The sequence below is a fragment of the Pontibacillus sp. ABV4_188 genome (assembly GCF_056311905.1).
The window spans coordinates 2776201-2790708 of record NZ_CM149975.1 but is presented as its reverse complement, the minus strand read 5'-3'; the positions used below and the strand labels follow the sequence as shown (position 1 = coordinate 2790708).

20 protein-coding genes are annotated in these 14508 nt (G+C 39.0%); 11 read left to right on the top strand and 9 right to left on the bottom strand.

The genetic code is table 11. The features are described 5' to 3' along the window. Window positions 1-4 precede the first annotated feature (4 nt). Window positions 5-283: a hypothetical protein gene (locus tag ACYX4O_RS14445; protein ID WP_476351733.1), complete on the bottom strand. Its 279-nt coding sequence runs from the start codon at window positions 281-283 to the stop codon at window positions 5-7. Between the two features lie 136 nt (window positions 284-419). Between ACYX4O_RS14445 and ACYX4O_RS14440 the strand changes: the two genes are divergently transcribed. From ACYX4O_RS14440 to ACYX4O_RS14430, 3 genes are all read left to right on the top strand, one after another. Continuing rightward, entirely contained in the window at window positions 420-1166 is a 747-nt protein-coding gene (locus ACYX4O_RS14440; RefSeq protein ID WP_476351732.1) for a YrrS family protein, read from the top strand. A gap of 55 nt (window positions 1167-1221) precedes the next feature. Beyond that, complete coding sequence (gene mtnN, locus ACYX4O_RS14435) at window positions 1222-1914, top strand: 5'-methylthioadenosine/S-adenosylhomocysteine nucleosidase (protein ID WP_476351731.1); 693 nt, start codon at window positions 1222-1224, stop codon at window positions 1912-1914. Window positions 1915-1984: 70 nt separating this feature from the next. Next, entirely contained in the window at window positions 1985-2218 is a 234-nt protein-coding gene (locus ACYX4O_RS14430) for a YrhC family protein (protein WP_476351730.1), read from the top strand. Between the two features lie 264 nt (window positions 2219-2482). Here ACYX4O_RS14430 and sigK read toward each other — a convergent pair whose 3' ends face one another. The 8 genes from sigK to sda form a co-directional block, all read right to left on the bottom strand. Next, window positions 2483-3202, bottom strand: a complete 720-nt coding sequence (gene sigK, locus ACYX4O_RS14425) for an RNA polymerase sporulation sigma factor SigK (RefSeq protein ID WP_188651397.1) — start codon at window positions 3200-3202, stop codon at window positions 2483-2485. A gap of 209 nt (window positions 3203-3411) precedes the next feature. After that, entirely contained in the window at window positions 3412-3780 is a 369-nt protein-coding gene (mnhG, locus tag ACYX4O_RS14420; protein ID WP_188651399.1) for a monovalent cation/H(+) antiporter subunit G, read from the bottom strand. Then, on the bottom strand, window positions 3761-4054 hold the full coding sequence (locus ACYX4O_RS14415; RefSeq protein WP_476357148.1) for a Na(+)/H(+) antiporter subunit F1: 294 nt from the start codon (window positions 4052-4054) through the stop codon (window positions 3761-3763). Before ACYX4O_RS14415 ends, mnhG begins: the two co-directional genes overlap by 20 nt. 16 nt (window positions 4055-4070) lie before the next feature. Next, on the bottom strand, window positions 4071-4547 hold the full coding sequence (locus tag ACYX4O_RS14410) for a Na+/H+ antiporter subunit E (RefSeq protein WP_476351729.1): 477 nt from the start codon (window positions 4545-4547) through the stop codon (window positions 4071-4073). A gap of 6 nt (window positions 4548-4553) precedes the next feature. Beyond that, window positions 4554-6035 (bottom strand): Na+/H+ antiporter subunit D, encoded by a 1482-nt coding sequence (locus ACYX4O_RS14405; protein WP_476351728.1) that lies wholly within the window; start codon window positions 6033-6035, stop codon window positions 4554-4556. Then, the gene (locus tag ACYX4O_RS14400; protein ID WP_476351727.1) at window positions 6028-6366 is read right to left on the bottom strand and encodes a Na(+)/H(+) antiporter subunit C; all 339 of its coding nucleotides are present in this window, start codon (window positions 6364-6366) and stop codon (window positions 6028-6030) included. The genes ACYX4O_RS14405 and ACYX4O_RS14400 overlap by 8 nt, the downstream gene beginning before the upstream one ends. A gap of 1 nt (window position 6367) precedes the next feature. Continuing rightward, a complete protein-coding gene (locus tag ACYX4O_RS14395) occupies window positions 6368-8701 on the bottom strand; it encodes a Na+/H+ antiporter subunit A (protein ID WP_476351726.1) in 2334 nt (777 codons plus the stop codon). 188 nt (window positions 8702-8889) lie between these two features. After that, complete coding sequence (sda, locus tag ACYX4O_RS14390) at window positions 8890-9030, bottom strand: sporulation histidine kinase inhibitor Sda (RefSeq protein ID WP_084599643.1); 141 nt, start codon at window positions 9028-9030, stop codon at window positions 8890-8892. Between the two features lie 421 nt (window positions 9031-9451). On the opposite strand from sda, the gene ACYX4O_RS14385 reads away from it, so the two are divergent. The 8 genes from ACYX4O_RS14385 to ACYX4O_RS14350 are packed head-to-tail and all read left to right on the top strand — an operon-like array spanning window position 9452 to window position 14490. Continuing rightward, window positions 9452-9982 (top strand): YqeG family HAD IIIA-type phosphatase, encoded by a 531-nt coding sequence (locus ACYX4O_RS14385; protein ID WP_476351725.1) that lies wholly within the window; start codon window positions 9452-9454, stop codon window positions 9980-9982. Next, window positions 9970-11070 (top strand): ribosome biogenesis GTPase YqeH, encoded by a 1101-nt coding sequence (gene yqeH / locus ACYX4O_RS14380; protein WP_476351724.1) that lies wholly within the window; start codon window positions 9970-9972, stop codon window positions 11068-11070. The genes ACYX4O_RS14385 and yqeH overlap by 13 nt, the downstream gene beginning before the upstream one ends. An 18-nt stretch (window positions 11071-11088) precedes the next feature. Continuing rightward, a complete protein-coding gene (aroE, locus tag ACYX4O_RS14375; RefSeq protein ID WP_476351723.1) occupies window positions 11089-11937 on the top strand; it encodes a shikimate dehydrogenase in 849 nt (282 codons plus the stop codon). After that, on the top strand, window positions 11931-12221 hold the full coding sequence (gene yhbY / locus ACYX4O_RS14370; protein WP_476351722.1) for a ribosome assembly RNA-binding protein YhbY: 291 nt from the start codon (window positions 11931-11933) through the stop codon (window positions 12219-12221). Before aroE ends, yhbY begins: the two co-directional genes overlap by 7 nt. A 14-nt stretch (window positions 12222-12235) precedes the next feature. Next, the gene (locus ACYX4O_RS14365) at window positions 12236-12805 is read left to right on the top strand and encodes a nicotinate-nucleotide adenylyltransferase (RefSeq protein WP_476351721.1); all 570 of its coding nucleotides are present in this window, start codon (window positions 12236-12238) and stop codon (window positions 12803-12805) included. After that, window positions 12792-13373 carry a bis(5'-nucleosyl)-tetraphosphatase (symmetrical) YqeK gene (gene yqeK, locus ACYX4O_RS14360; protein ID WP_476351720.1) on the top strand — a complete coding sequence of 194 codons (582 nt, stop codon included), beginning with the start codon at window positions 12792-12794 and terminating at the stop codon, window positions 13371-13373. Before ACYX4O_RS14365 ends, yqeK begins: the two co-directional genes overlap by 14 nt. Window positions 13374-13376: 3 nt before the next feature. Then, window positions 13377-13745 carry a ribosome silencing factor gene (rsfS, locus tag ACYX4O_RS14355; RefSeq protein WP_476351719.1) on the top strand — a complete coding sequence of 123 codons (369 nt, stop codon included), beginning with the start codon at window positions 13377-13379 and terminating at the stop codon, window positions 13743-13745. Between the two features lies 1 nt (window position 13746). Further along, window positions 13747-14490 carry a class I SAM-dependent DNA methyltransferase gene (locus tag ACYX4O_RS14350; protein WP_476351718.1) on the top strand — a complete coding sequence of 248 codons (744 nt, stop codon included), beginning with the start codon at window positions 13747-13749 and terminating at the stop codon, window positions 14488-14490. Window positions 14491-14508: the final 18 nt, after the last annotated feature.

Sequence of the window (14508 nt, the reverse complement as noted above, 5' to 3'; positions counted from 1 at the left end):
CCCTTCAGGCGTGCAATGGGGTTGTATAGAAAGAGATGCAATAGTGTGAGGCCAATATATTTCGTACAAATGCTTCTTTCTCTAGACTGATAATCAATTGAAACACAACCTTTTCTTCCACATCGTATACTTCCATCGTAAACCCGTTAAGGAAGTAGATGCATAAACGTTTCTCCTCTTTACAATATCCGATTTTACTGAAATGAGATAAATTCCAAGCTTTTTGGTTAAAGTTAGTCACGTTCATTTGCTCCACCACCTTATGTTCTATTCTTGTAATCATTATATTAGACAAAAGAGCATCTATTCCTCCAATTCATCAAAATTAGTAAACAATCGACAAAAAACACAAAACCTTTTGTAGGAAATCTTGGTTCTATCCATTTTGCATAGTATAATGAATCAAAGGGGGAAGAAGAATGAGTCGAGTGAATCTTTATGAAAAGAAGCGGAAGAATACGAAATTAGTGACAGGCTTTAGTGCTTTGGCTTTGGTATTTGTAGTCTTATTGATTGGCATAATTGTGTGGCCATTCGGAGGCAATGAGGCAAAGGAAGATGGGAAGCAGGAAGATGTGAATTCTACTAGTCAAAAAGATGAAGTGGATCAAACGGATTCTGATAAGGAAGACAAAGAGCAGGAAGGTAACAAAGAAGAGGCTACTCAAACAACTCAGGATTCACCTTCTGACAAAGAAGATGCTTCAGAAGAAGAGCAACCTTCAGATGAGGAAGAACGTTCAGAATCAGATTCAAATGAGGAATCTGAAGATCAAGAAGAAACAGAGGAAAAAACAGTAGATTCTGATGAGTACATAGATATTCCTTCGGTTACTAAAGAGGATAATGTTATAGAAGTGTATCAAGATAAATGGAAAGCGATTGAGACGGAACAAGAAGGTAAACATGTAGCAACCTTTGATGATACGACTCAAGACTGGAATGAAATGGTGGAGTCCATTTATCTAGGTTCTGGACTTTCAAAGGATAATTCTACTCTATGGAGGGTACACAATGGTGGAAATAATCAAACAGCTGTAGCGACGATCTCTGATAAAGCTGACAAAAAGACTTACCGAGTGTATACAGCATGGGTAGAAGGAAAAGGATGGAAGCCTATGAAGGTAGAGGTCATCAAAGAAAATAAATATAAGTCTCAATCTTAGAACGAGTAGAAAGTTTCGAATAAAGACGGTTTAGGACATAAAGGGAGAGATAGAATTGACAATTGGTATTATTGGAGCAATGGATGAAGAAGTAGAACTATTAAAGAGTAACATGATGATTGAACACGAAGAAACGGTAGCCAGTTGTACGTTTTATAAGGGTCAATTAGAAGGAAGAGACGTCGTTCTTACGAAATCTAATATCGGAAAAGTAAACGCAGGGATGGCCACTACGATCTTGCATGAGCGTTATCAACCTACTCATATTATTAATACTGGATCAGCAGGTGGATTTGCTAAGGAGTTGAAAGTAGGGGATTTAGTTATTTCTTCTGAGGTACGTCACCATGATGTGGATGTGACTGCTTTCAACTATGAGTACGGACAAGTACCTGATATGCCTGCCTTTTATGAGCCTAGTGAACAACTTGTACAAGTTGCTGAAAAAGCTGCTGTGGAGTTGCCGGATCTTCACACAGTAAGAGGGTTAATTGCAACTGGTGATTCGTTTATGCAGGAAGCTGAGCGTGTTGAATTTGTAAGAGGTAAGTTCCCTCAATTACAAGCTGCTGAAATGGAAGCGGCTGCGATTGCGCAAGTAAGCCATCACTATGGAACGCCTTTTGTTATCATTCGTTCTTTGTCTGACATTGCAGGGAAAGAATCTAATGTTTCATTTGATCAGTACTTAGAGACAGCCGGAAAAAACGCAGCAACTCTTATTCAAGGTATGCTTCGTCAATTATAATTCCAATATTTCACTAATCACCTCTCTCTGTATCCGTGTTATTATAATGGACACAGGGGGAGGTTTTTACATGAATAAAGATCATTTGAAAGCAAGAATGGAAGACTACTCTCGTTTTATTATAACGCTACTGATATTAAGTGTGTATTTTTATCTTGGCACACTTATCACCACTTATTTAACTGAATCTGATTATGGGGCTCTTATGATGGGGCTTACTACAGTAAGTATGGGAGCCGCTTTCTTCTTCACTTTACGCTGGAAGAAGTGTAGCCAAGTATTACAAGATCAGGAGTCTCAATAAAAAACAGATTCAATATTCATTGAATCTGTTTTTTGAATTACGCAAGCTGATAATAATAATACCCTCCGCCTAGCACTAGCAATAAGATGAGCAACACCACTGCTAACCCTAAGCCATAACCTCCATAAGGTGGATATGGGTATGGGACGGGATAGGGGGTGTAAGGGTATCCTGCATAGCCACAATATCCCATAGATATTCACCTCTCTTATAGGTATTTGCTATACCATATGAAAGAGAGATAGCTTTTGTGTTAGGCTCTTCCTAACCGTTATGAGAAGTGTTCTGGTGTTCCTTTCTGTAAAACTCATGAAAAATTTTCATCAAAGCCCTTTTTTCAATCCGGGACACGTAGCTTCTTGAAATTCCTAATGTCTTAGCGATTTCTCTTTGCGTCATTTCTTCTTTTAACCCTAACCCATATCGACCGATAATAACTTCTTTCTCCCTTTTATCTAAGATTTGTAAGTATTCTTGGATTTTCTCCACTTCCATATTTAATTGTATCAATTCTACAACATCTGCATTCTCAGCTTTTAATATATCAATTAAACTAATTTCATTACCTTCTTTATCTTGACCGATAGGGTCTTGTAAGGAAACATCTTTTTTTGTTTTCTTCAAAGCTCTTAAATGCATGAGAATCTCATTTTCAATACAACGTGCCGCATAGGTTGCCAGTTTGGTTCCCTTCCCAGAAGAAAAGCTTTCAATCCCTTTAATTAAACCAATTGTTCCAATTGAAATCAGATCCTCGTTATCTTCTCCTGTGTTTTCAAACTTCTTTACAATATGTGCGACTAGTCTCAAGTTGTGTTCAATGAGTCGATTCCTGGCTTCCTCATCCCCTTCTTGCATCTTTTGCAGGCATTTGGCTTCTTCTTCTGGTGGAAGGGGTTGCGGAAAGGCGTGGTTTTTAACGTAAGATACGAAGAATAGGGTGTCTTTAATAAATAGAGCGAGTGCAGACAATAAACTAGACAAGCGCATACACCTCCACATATACATTTAGGCAATGGCCTATATAGTCACCTTATGCGCTTATATGGAGAAAAGTGTCTGTCCTTCATGAAATACAGCCCAGTCGGGGATTGTTTCAACCTCGCATAAGCTTTCCGGTCCCTAGTCATCTACCTGATAATTTTAATAACCAAAAAAAGCGCTCAGCTGACTCAGCTGAACGCTTTTCTTGGTTAGTTATCGTCTGATTCAACGACCTTTTTGTAATCATCTTTAATACTGTGATCCCATAACTGAACTCCACTGCGGTAAGCAGCTCTTGAGATCATATGACCGGACACAGGAGCAGTTAATAGAACGAAGATAATCCCTAATATTAACTTCCCACTAATCATTCCGTGTTCAATATAAAGGAATAAGAAAGCACCAATCATAATCCCTGATACCCCAAGAGTGGCACCCTTTGTAGCAGCGTGGAGTCTTGTGTAGACGTCTGGGAACCTAATGATTCCGATCGAGCAGGAAATGATGAAGAAGGTACCTGCTAGTAAGAACACCATGATAATGAGGTCCCAAACGATTTCAATCCATGTCCCGCTCAATAATAACACCCTTTTCTAAGAATTTTGCTATGGCTACAGTTCCGATAAACAGCAAAATTCCAATTAGTAATATAACATCGTTTAATTGTGTCGTAACAAGATAGATGGCAATCAATCCAGCAAGGGCCATAAGGTTAATCCCAATCGTATCTAATGCAACGGCACGATCTGGGTTTGTAGGGCCTACAACAGCTCTGTATAACAAAAGAATGATAGAGATCGACGTTACGACAATACAGACTTCTGTGACAATCTCAAGCATCTCTTTTGTCATTTCTACAGTCAACATCTTATCTTGTCACCTCCTTGATCGCTCGTTCGAATGATTCTTTAATGGAGTTGATCTCACTTTCTACGTCTTCGATATTCATGGCGTGAACATAAATATAAGAGTGATCATTTGAGATTGCGATAGAGAGTGTACCTGGAGTTAACGTAATTAAGTTCGCTAACAGTGTGATCTCCCAATTGCTTTTTAGGTCAACAGGTACGGCGAATATCCCTGGCTCCATATCTAACTTAGGTTTGTAAACCCATTTTAATATTGTCACATTTGATAAAAGGAGTTCTTTTATAAATAGTAAGATAAGGCTAATAATCTTTAAAAAGCGCTTCATATAAAACTCATCGGGGATAAAACGCTGCAGTGTAAATAGCAGCAGAATCCCGAATAAATAACCACTGAAGAAGCTACCAAATGTGTACGATTCCTGAAGGAACGTCCACATAATAGCAATAATAATATTTAATACGATCTGAAAAGGCATATTGGTTTACTCCTTTAATACAGACTCAATGTATTGAGAAGGATCTAATAAGGACTTTGAGATCTCCTCAACAATTGGATAAACGGTTTCTGCTCCGGCTCCTAAATAAATCGAGAAGAAGACAAGAAATGCGATAGGCCATGTAAAGCCTCGCGCTCCTTTTTTATCAGGAGTAAATGTTTCGTCTTTCTCTCCCCAGAAGCCTTGAATGAAGATGCGAATCATAGAGAAAAGGATGAGTAAACTTGTTAAAAGTCCAATAATTACAACTGCATATTGGTCCTTTTCTAAACCGCCTTGCATTAATAGGATCTTTCCAATAAATCCACTAAACGGAGGAATACCGGCTAATGTAATACTTGCTATGAAGAACAACCACCCAATGACAGGGTAGTGATGAATGAGTCCATTCATCTTCCTCAAATCACTTGTTCCAGCTAATATGGCAACGGCACCAACGAGTAGGAATAGCGCTCCCTTTACGATCATGTCGTGAATTAAATAATACACGGTCCCTGCTACTGAAGTTTCTGTAAACAGAGCAATACCCATTAACATAAAACCAACGGCCGGAATGATGTTGTAAGCGACAATGAGTTTAATGTTATGAGTAGACAGTGCACCAATTACTCCAAACAGCATGGTTAAAGCAGCTAACCAGAGGAAGAACTGGTGTGTAATATCCACTTCGTGATTAAAGATAATTGTGAATGTTCTGAGGATCGAATAAATTCCGACCTTAGTGAGTAATGCTCCAAATAGAGCAGAAACTACTGGGTTTGGTACAATATATGACTTTGGTAACCAATAATACAATGGAAACACAGCTGCCTTTGTAGCAAAGACGAAGAACAATAGAATTCCGATCGTAGTTAAGATTCCCTTTTGCTCAACTTCCTGAACGCGTTCAGCAATTTGAGCCATATTAACCGTACCGACTACTGAATATAAGAATGATATAACAGTTACAAAAAGCATAGAAGAGAAGAGATTTAAGAGAACGTATTTCAGTGACTCTCTTAATTGAACCTTTTCTCCTCCTAATACAATAAGACCATATGAAGCCATTAGGAGGACTTCAAAGAATACGAAAAGGTTAAATAGGTCTCCTGTTAAGAATGCACCAGATACCCCTGCAATGAGTAAGAAGAAAAACGTATAAAAGTAAAACGATTCTTTCTTATCACTTAACGATTTGGAGGCAAAGAAGACGCATGCTACAGCAATAATGTTTGTTGTGACCACAAGGAGCATGGCTAACATGTCGCCCACTAATACGATTCCATAAGGTGCCTTCCATCCACCCGTTTCAAGAATGATTGTACCGTTCTGATAGACGTCCCAACCGATGTAAGTAACAACAATAAGGTTAAGGATGGCTATAATTCTTGAAAACAAACGGACCGCATTCAGTTTTGTGTTGAAAAACGCAACAATAATACCAGCTAATAGTGGTAGTAAGATTGGTAAAACAGCTAAATTACTCATTATCGGTACCCCTTAACTCGTCCATATTGTCGGTGTCATTCGTTTTGGCTGCACGGTAAGCCAGAACAAGTAGGAAGCTTGTGACACCAAAACTAATAACAATAGACGTTAAGATTAATGCTTGCGGTAACGGGTCGACGTAATCCTCGACCCCTTCCACAAGAATAGGAGGATTTCCTCGCTTTAACTTCCCCATTGTCAGAATGAATAGGTGAGCTCCGTGAGATATAAGAGCTGTTCCTATGACAATGCGTAGTAACTGCTTTTGCAGTAAGTTGTAAATTCCTGTTGCGAAGAGGATACCCGCTAACAGGGACGTAATCATTTCCATCTTATTCTTTCGCCCCCTTCTTACGGCGAAGCTTAATCATGTTAAAGATCGCAAGTGCTGCAATCCCTAATACCGTAATTTCAAACAATGTATCTAATCCACGCATGTCAACAAGGATTACGTTAACCACGTTGTGGCCGCCACCAAGTTTTACAGACGTTTCAAGGAAATAATCTGAAATGGGTTCAAACCATTTACTGTTATAAGAAGAAATGCCGACGATCGTCATCATTGCACCAAACAGGATTGCAATAGAAGCGTTGATCAGTATTGTCCCTGCTGATTCATGTCGCTTCCGAAGTTCTGGTAGGTGCATAAAGACAAGTAAGAATAAGGCAACCGTAACCGTTTCAATGATAAGTTGCGTTAGGGCTAAGTCTGGTGCTCTGTAAAGAACGAACAAGATGGCAAGACCATAGCCGACAACACCAAGTATTAAGATAGCTGCGATACGGTTATTAGTAAAGATGGTAGCGAGTGCTGCAAGCACCATCATGATAACAACTAGCATTTCAGGGAAGGTAACGTCTTCTACATCTGTTGGATTTAAAGCTAATCCATTCGTAAGAAGCATTGTACCGATTGTCCCAAGAAGGATTGCGATTAACAAGAGGCGTACATAGCGTCTTAAAGATCCATTCATATATCCGTTCGTAATCGTACTTGAATACTTCTCAGTACGATCCACTAACCAGTCGTAAACTTTGTTTAGACTTAAAGCACCTGGGACTGCTTTATATACTCCTGCCCAATAAGAACGGAAGCTCACAAGCAGTGCGCCGAGCGCGACAACTATAAGTGACATATGAAGAGGTTTGCCATCCCATCCATGCCAGAATTTAATGTGTTTCTCCATCGGTTCCCCTTTTACTGCTTCTGCTACATGATCGATTAATGCGCTGTTAAACAACTCAGGAATTAACCCGATTGTAATGACCAAAAGCACAAGGATAATAGGGGAGATAAGCATCCCAATCGGTGCCTCGTGTGGCTTTTGAGGCAACTCTTTCTCTTTGTATTCTCCTCTGAATGTCCCAAAGAACAGGTACATGGAGTATACAAATGTAAAGATACTACCAAATACAGCTAGGTAAGGGATAATGGTAGCAAGCGTTTGGGCAAGCCCTTCTCCTTTAAGATGCAAGGAAGCATCAAAGAAAAGCTCTTTACTGTAGAACCCATTTAGGAATGGTAAAGGAACACCTGCCATAGAGAAAGTACCAAACACCGCAAGTGTTGCTGTAATAGGCATGAGCGTCATGAGACCGCCTAATTTACGTATGTCTCGTGTGCCTGTTTCGTGATCAATAATCCCTGCGACCATGAACAAGCTTCCTTTAAATGTAGCGTGGTTTAAGATATGAAATACAGCTGCGAATACAGCAACCTTCGTTCCAAACCCAAGCATAGCCATAATCATACCTAATTGACTTATAGTGGAGAAGGCTAATATGCCTTTTAAGTCTGTTTGACGAACAGCCATAAATGAACCCCAACATAAGGTAACGATTCCTACTGTGCTAACAATAATAAAGAACCATTCGCTCAGTGAGAAGATTGGTAAGAAGCGGGCGATTAAGAATATACCTGCTTTAACCATTGTGGCTGAGTGAAGGTAAGCACTAACCGGAGTAGGGGCTTCCATTGCATCTGGTAACCAAATGTGGAATGGAAATTGTGCTGATTTCGTAAAAGCACCTAAGAATATAAATCCTAATATCCAACCAAATTGTGGGCTGTTAATAATTGTTTCTTTCTGATCCATCATAGCCTGAATACTTGTAGTGTCTGTAACTATGGTTAAGAGTAATAGTCCACCCAGTAAACTAAGACCTCCAAATACAGTAATCAGCATTGATTTCAATGCTCCATACCTTGATCCCTTTCTGTGATTCCAGTATCCGATTAGAAGAAAGGAAGAAAGGGAAGTAAGTTCCCAAAACGTATAGAGTGCAAATACATTATCAGAGAATACGACTCCGAACATGGCAGCCATAAACATAAGTAAATACACGTAGAAATGGCCTAACTGTTCACTCTTATGTAAGTAATAAACAGAATAAAGTACAACTAGTGAGCCAATACCACTAATGAGCAGTCCAAACAATAAACTTAGTCCATCTAGATACAAATCAAAGTTAATTTGTAAGGATGGGATCCAAGAATAAGATCGCTCAAAAGGAGAAAATTGTGTACCTACTTGCATGATAAGGTAAACAAATATACTGAAGGGAATAGGTAGCACGAACCAGCCTGTGTGAATGGAATCTTTCCATTTACTTAGGAATGGTATAAAGCATGCTAAAATCAGTGGTAAAAAAATAGCGGTTAACATTCAGTCTAAGTCCTCCCTCGATATGAATAAAAGAATATGCCCTTTTAACATACGGTTTTCAAGATGCTAATATCCACTCCATTGTAATAAAAATAAGAGGTAAGAAGCAACTTTATACTATTTAAAATGAGTTTGACGATTTTGTGACAATTAAAAAAGCCTATTGCAAGTAGCAATAGGCAGTAGGTTCAGCTTGTTCTTTTAATATTCTGAATGATTGATCTCCGTTGTAGCTCTTCTTCAATAAGCTTAATAAATTCTGCGCTGAGGTTAAGTTCTGTGGCTTTATAGTATGATTCTATGAGCAATTCATCTGATAAATGTTCCATAGCATTCACCAACAATGTGTTGGCTCACACCTCCCGCAAATAAATTTACTTGACTATGTAGATTCATCTTTATATGTGGTAAGATTATGTTTTGTTTTAGTGTGAACTAAATGTATCACGAATCATATAGCCCTACAACACCATGCATATCCACAACCAACTGTATATAAGTTGTGGGTAAACTGGTAAATTTGTACACAAATGGGATGGTTACCTTGTGTGTTTTGTGTATAGAGTTATCCACAACTTAAATGTTGTAGGAATTTGTCGAACGGTTTTTCTTCTGACTGAGTAGTTTGCACATAAAATATGCTTTTTTTCTATTTGAAAGTAAACTTTCTTTTGAAAGGGAAGGATAAATTTTATATCATGGATAGGTAGTCCATTTGTACGGGAATAGGCTAAAAACGAGGTGATAAAGGTGTTAAAGAAGTTTCTTCCAGATGAACATGTTCAATCTGTGTTTGAAATTAGACCTTCTGAATTGAAGGAACGTGGAATTAAAGGAATCATAACAGACTTAGATAATACGCTTGTTGCTTGGGATCAAGCAGATGCAACACCAGAAATTGTACAATGGTTCAAATTAATGAAAGAAAACGATATTCAAGTAACAGTCGTTTCAAATAACAACGAAAGTCGCGTAACTTTCTTCTCTGAACCTTTAAATATTCCATTTATACACAGTGCAAGAAAGCCGCTTGGTAAAGCTTTTCGCAAAGCTAGAAAAGAGATGAATTTAAATAAGGAAGAAGTCGTTGTTGTCGGAGACCAACTACTGACTGATGTTTTAGGAGGGAATCGTGCAGAGTTCCATACGGTTCTAGTTGTTCCCATTGTTCAGACTGATGGTTTATGGACAAGGGTCAATCGAAAAATTGAACGCCAGATCTTAGGTTGGATGAAAAGTCGAGGAATGCTTAATTGGGAGGATAAAGAATGGAAAAAGTAATTTGCTATGGATGTGGAGCCGAGATTCAGACGCAAGACCCAAAAGCTCCTGGATATGCTCCTGCTTCTGCTCTAGAGCGAGAAGAAGTTATTTGTAAACGATGCTTTCGCTTAAAGCATTACAATGAAGTGCAAGATGTTGATCTAACAGATGACGACTTCCTTCGTATGTTGAACCAAATCCGTGATACGGATGGGATGATTGTGAAAGTGATGGATATCTTTGATTTTAATGGAAGTTTTATTCAAGGACTGCCACGTTTCACAGGGAATAAGCCCATTATTCTAGTTGGCAATAAAGTCGATTTATTGCCGAAGTCCGTTAACCATAATAAAGTTAAACAGTGGATGAGGCGTCTTGCTAAAGAACAAGGACTTAAAGTGAATGATGTATTCCTAGTGTCAGCAAAGACTGGCGAAGGGATGGAAGAAGTTGCCGGATCCATTGAACAACAACGCCGTGGGAAAGATGTATATGTTGTTGGCTGTACAAACGTAGGGAAATCAACGTTTATTAATCATTTAATCCAAGATTCTACAGGAGAGAAAGAAGCAATTACCACATCTTATTTCCCTGGGACTACACTAGGATTTATAGATATTCCTCTTGATGAAAAGGCGTCTTTATTTGATACACCAGGTGTGATTAACAGGCACCAAATGGCGCATTATGTATCAGAGAAGGATTTAAAAGTTATTACGCCTCAGAAAGAAATTAAGCCACGGGTTTATCAGTTGAATGAGGATCAAACCCTTTATTTTGGTGGGCTGGCAAGGCTTGACTTTACGAAAGGTGAGAAGCATTCTTTTGTTTGTTACTTTTCAAATCAACTAAACATTCATCGTACAAAGTTAGAAAAAGCAGATGAGCTTTACGAGACTCATTTAGGAGAATTACTCTCTCCTCCTGATCAAGATACAAAGTCACAGCTGCCACCTCTAAAGGCCCAAAGCTTTCAAGTTCTAGAAGATAAAACGGATATTGTATTCTCTGGACTTGGCTGGATTACAGTTCCACATGGTGGAGTTACTGTGACGGCTCATTTACCAGAAGGTGTGCGCGTTTCCCTTCGTTCTTCATTAATCTAAAACTAGGAGGGATTACCTATGGGCTATTTATTTGGACTAGTCGGTTGCCCAGCTAGAGATTCCAAGTCTCCCTGGATTCATGAACAGTTTCTTAAAAAGCAAGGTGAACAGGGAGCCTACCGTATATTTGAAACGAGTCCTGAAGCATTGGAAGGTAAACTTCAAGCATTGAAAGTGGTTGAAGTAGATGGTTTTAACGTCACCGTGCCATATAAAGAAGAGATTATTCCTTATCTGGATGAAATAGATTCTTACGCTTCCTCTGTTGGGGCAGTCAATACCGTTATCGTCCAAGATGGAAAATGGATCGGATATAACACAGACGGCAAAGGATATGTTCGCTCTCTCCTTGAGGAATATCCGGATACAAACTTAAAGAAAACTCAGGTGTTGATCCTTGGAGCAGGAGGAGCAGCGAGAGGAATTTATAGAGCGTTGGCGGAGGCTGGTGCCCCTGTCATAGACATCGCTAATCGTACAGCCTCGCGAGGAGAAGCACTGCGTGCATTACGTTGTGGAAGCATGGAATCTTCTGTCCTTTCACTTGAAGAAGCTGAAGAGGGTCTTTCACATTACGATCTTATTGTGCAGACGACCTCAGTAGGTATGACTCCTAATGAAAGTGGTCAAATTATATCTTTACGAAATGTGAAGCCTAATGCCATAGTTAGTGATATTGTGTATAAACCATTTGAGACCTCTCTTTTAAAAGAAGCCAAAAACAGAGGAGCAAGGGTGTTACATGGTCATGGTATGCTTATTTATCAAGCGGCCTTAGCGTTTGAGCAATGGACAGAAACGTTTGTAGAAGCAAACGATATTGTAACTAAATTTGAACAGCAATTGAAAGGTGATACAACATGTTAACAGGAAAACAAAAACGATTTTTACGATCAAAAGCCCATCATCTGAACCCGATTTTCCAAGTGGGAAAAACAGGTGTGAATGAGAATATGATTGATCAAATATCTGATGTTCTTGAGAAACGAGAACTTATTAAGATCAGCATTTTGCAAAATTGCTTCGAAGATAAAGACGAAGTAGCTAAGGATATTGCTGATGGAGTAGACGCAAACATTGTTCAAATCATCGGAAATACAATCGTTCTTTATAAAGAGTCAGATGAGAACAAGCAGATTAAACTACCGTAATAAAGGAGTTTAGTATGAAGAAAATTGGATTGTTAGGTGGTACATTTGATCCTCCTCATATGGGACATTTACTCATAGCAGAAGAAGTGTACCAGGAACTTGGGCTTGATGAGGTATGGTTTATTCCTTCGAATGATCCTCCTCATAAAACGGCAACCAATACAAAAGTGAATGATCGCTTAGAGATGACACAAATAGCCATAGATTCTAATCCCCATTTTAAAATAAATACAATTGAAATCGAACGCTCGGGAATTTCTTATACGTTTGATACGGTTAAGACATTAATAGATGAGTTTGAGGATATCCAATTTTACTTTATAATGGGAGGAGACATGGTTGAATACTTGCCAAAGTGGAATAGAATTGATGAATTAGTTGAAATGATCACCTTTGTTGGGGTCAAACGCAAAGGACATGAACTATCGTCTCCATATCCTATTCACACCATTGATATACCGGTATTCGAAGTGTCTTCTACGTTTATTCGAGAACGAATGATGCAGGGACGCTCAGCTCGGTATTTATTACCTCAATCTGTAGAATCTTATATAAAGGAGCGAGGATTGTATGGAGCAGAATGAAGCATTAGCTATACTAAAACCTCACCTAAAGCAAGAGCGCTATGATCACACAGTGAGGGTAATGGAGACTGCTATTGAATTAGCAGGTATGTATGGAGTGGATGAAAAGAAGGCAGAAATAGCAGCAATTTTTCATGACTATGCGAAATACAGACCGAGAGAAGAGATGAAGAAATGGATTACTTCAACCTATTTACCAAAGGATCTATTGCACTACCATCATGAGTTGTGGCATGGTCCTGTAGGAGCTTTACTGGTAGAAAGAGAAGTAGGGATTACAGATGTGGAAGTATTAGATTCCATCCATTACCACACAACAGGTCGTACGCATATGACACCTTTGGATAAAGTAATTTTCTTGGCTGACTACATTGAGCCTGGACGTAAGTTCCCTGGTGTTGACGATGTAAGGGAGGCCGCTCAGGTCAGCTTAGATTATGGATGCTGGATGGCATCGAAGAATACTATTGCTTTTTTAATGAGTAAAAATCAACCCATTTATCCGGATACATTTTATGCGTATAACGCTTTAACGAAGCGTAAGAATAGCAAACAAGAAGGGAAGTAAAAAATGGAAAGTAAGGAACTTATGAAAATTGCCGCTCAGGCATGTGAAGATAAACGAGCAGAAGATATTGTTGCGATGGACATGCAAAATGTGTCTTTAATTGCAGACTATTTCATTATTTGCCATGGTACAAATGAACGACAAGTGCAAGCAATTGCAAGAGGAATTAAGGAAGCGGCAGAAGAGCAGGGCATGGTTGTTAAACGAATGGAAGGCTTTGAGGAATCTCGTTGGGTACTTGTCGACTTAGACGACGTGGTGTGTCATATTTTCCATAAAGATGAGCGTAACTACTATAACCTAGAGCGTCTATGGGGAGATGCACCTTCCTACAGCATGCAAGAAATCACACCAAATCAAGACCAGGTGTAATATGAGCTATGGTCGTTTTGCTGAGATCTATGACGAATTGATGGAAGAAGTTCCTTATCAGGATTGGGTAACCTTTACCCAATCCTCGATTCGTTCTACTGGGTCAAAGGTAGAAAGCATATTAGACCTTGGAGCAGGAACTGGAGAGATCTCGATACGTTTAGCTAAAGAAGGATACAACGTTACAGGTGTGGATCTTTCAGAAGACATGTTAGCTGTAGCCAATCGGAAGTCAACAGAACAAAAAGCTTCTGTGGAATGGATCAAGCAAGATATAACAACATTAGATATACCGATTCGATATGACATGGTTATTAGTTATTGCGATGTAATAAACTATATTACAGACGAGCAACAAATCCAGAAAACGTTTCAGCATGCCTATGACGTGGTTAAACCAGGAGGCTTGTTCTTATTTGATGTTCATTCAACGGGGTATATAGATGAGTACCTTAGTGGTCAAACGTTTGGTACCGTTACAGATGATATTAGCTACATCTGGTTCTGTGATGAGAACGAAGAAGATCATTCTGTTACACATGATTTAACGTTCTTTGTAAAGAAAGACGATCTATATGAACGATTTGATGAATATCACAACCAAAGAACGTTTCCTGTTTCAACTTACGTGTCATGGCTGCAAGACTGTGGCTTTGATGTACTAGGTATCCATAGTGATTTCTCGCAAGAAGCGGGATATGATGAACAAGAAAATGATCGGATTTTTTTCATATGCAAGAAATAAGACCGGAGCAGAGTAAAT

Bases quoted from the DNA above. Each gene is read 5' to 3' on its own strand.
- ACYX4O_RS14445 (WP_476351733.1), bottom strand. From the start codon at position 283: ATGATTACAAGAATAGAACATAAGGTGGTGGAGCAAATGAACGTGACT.
- ACYX4O_RS14440 (WP_476351732.1), top strand. From the start codon at position 420: ATGAGTCGAGTGAATCTTTATGAAAAGAAGCGGAAGAATACGAAATTA.
- ACYX4O_RS14430 (WP_476351730.1), top strand. From the start codon at position 1,985: ATGAATAAAGATCATTTGAAAGCAAGAATGGAAGACTACTCTCGTTTT.
- ACYX4O_RS14415 (WP_476357148.1), bottom strand. From the start codon at position 4,054: ATGACAAAAGAGATGCTTGAGATTGTCACAGAAGTCTGTATTGTCGTA.
- ACYX4O_RS14410 (WP_476351729.1), bottom strand. From the start codon at position 4,547: ATGCCTTTTCAGATCGTATTAAATATTATTATTGCTATTATGTGGACG.
- ACYX4O_RS14405 (WP_476351728.1), bottom strand. From the start codon at position 6,035: ATGAGTAATTTAGCTGTTTTACCAATCTTACTACCACTATTAGCTGGT.
- ACYX4O_RS14400 (WP_476351727.1), bottom strand. From the start codon at position 6,366: ATGGAAATGATTACGTCCCTGTTAGCGGGTATCCTCTTCGCAACAGGA.
- ACYX4O_RS14395 (WP_476351726.1), bottom strand. From the start codon at position 8,701: ATGTTAACCGCTATTTTTTTACCACTGATTTTAGCATGCTTTATACCA.
- sda (WP_084599643.1), bottom strand. From the start codon at position 9,030: ATGGAACATTTATCAGATGAATTGCTCATAGAATCATACTATAAAGCC.
- yqeH (WP_476351724.1), top strand. From the start codon at position 9,970: ATGGAAAAAGTAATTTGCTATGGATGTGGAGCCGAGATTCAGACGCAA.
- aroE (WP_476351723.1), top strand. From the start codon at position 11,089: ATGGGCTATTTATTTGGACTAGTCGGTTGCCCAGCTAGAGATTCCAAG.
- yhbY (WP_476351722.1), top strand. From the start codon at position 11,931: ATGTTAACAGGAAAACAAAAACGATTTTTACGATCAAAAGCCCATCAT.
- ACYX4O_RS14365 (WP_476351721.1), top strand. From the start codon at position 12,236: ATGAAGAAAATTGGATTGTTAGGTGGTACATTTGATCCTCCTCATATG.
- yqeK (WP_476351720.1), top strand. From the start codon at position 12,792: ATGGAGCAGAATGAAGCATTAGCTATACTAAAACCTCACCTAAAGCAA.
- rsfS (WP_476351719.1), top strand. From the start codon at position 13,377: ATGGAAAGTAAGGAACTTATGAAAATTGCCGCTCAGGCATGTGAAGAT.
- ACYX4O_RS14350 (WP_476351718.1), top strand. From the start codon at position 13,747: ATGAGCTATGGTCGTTTTGCTGAGATCTATGACGAATTGATGGAAGAA.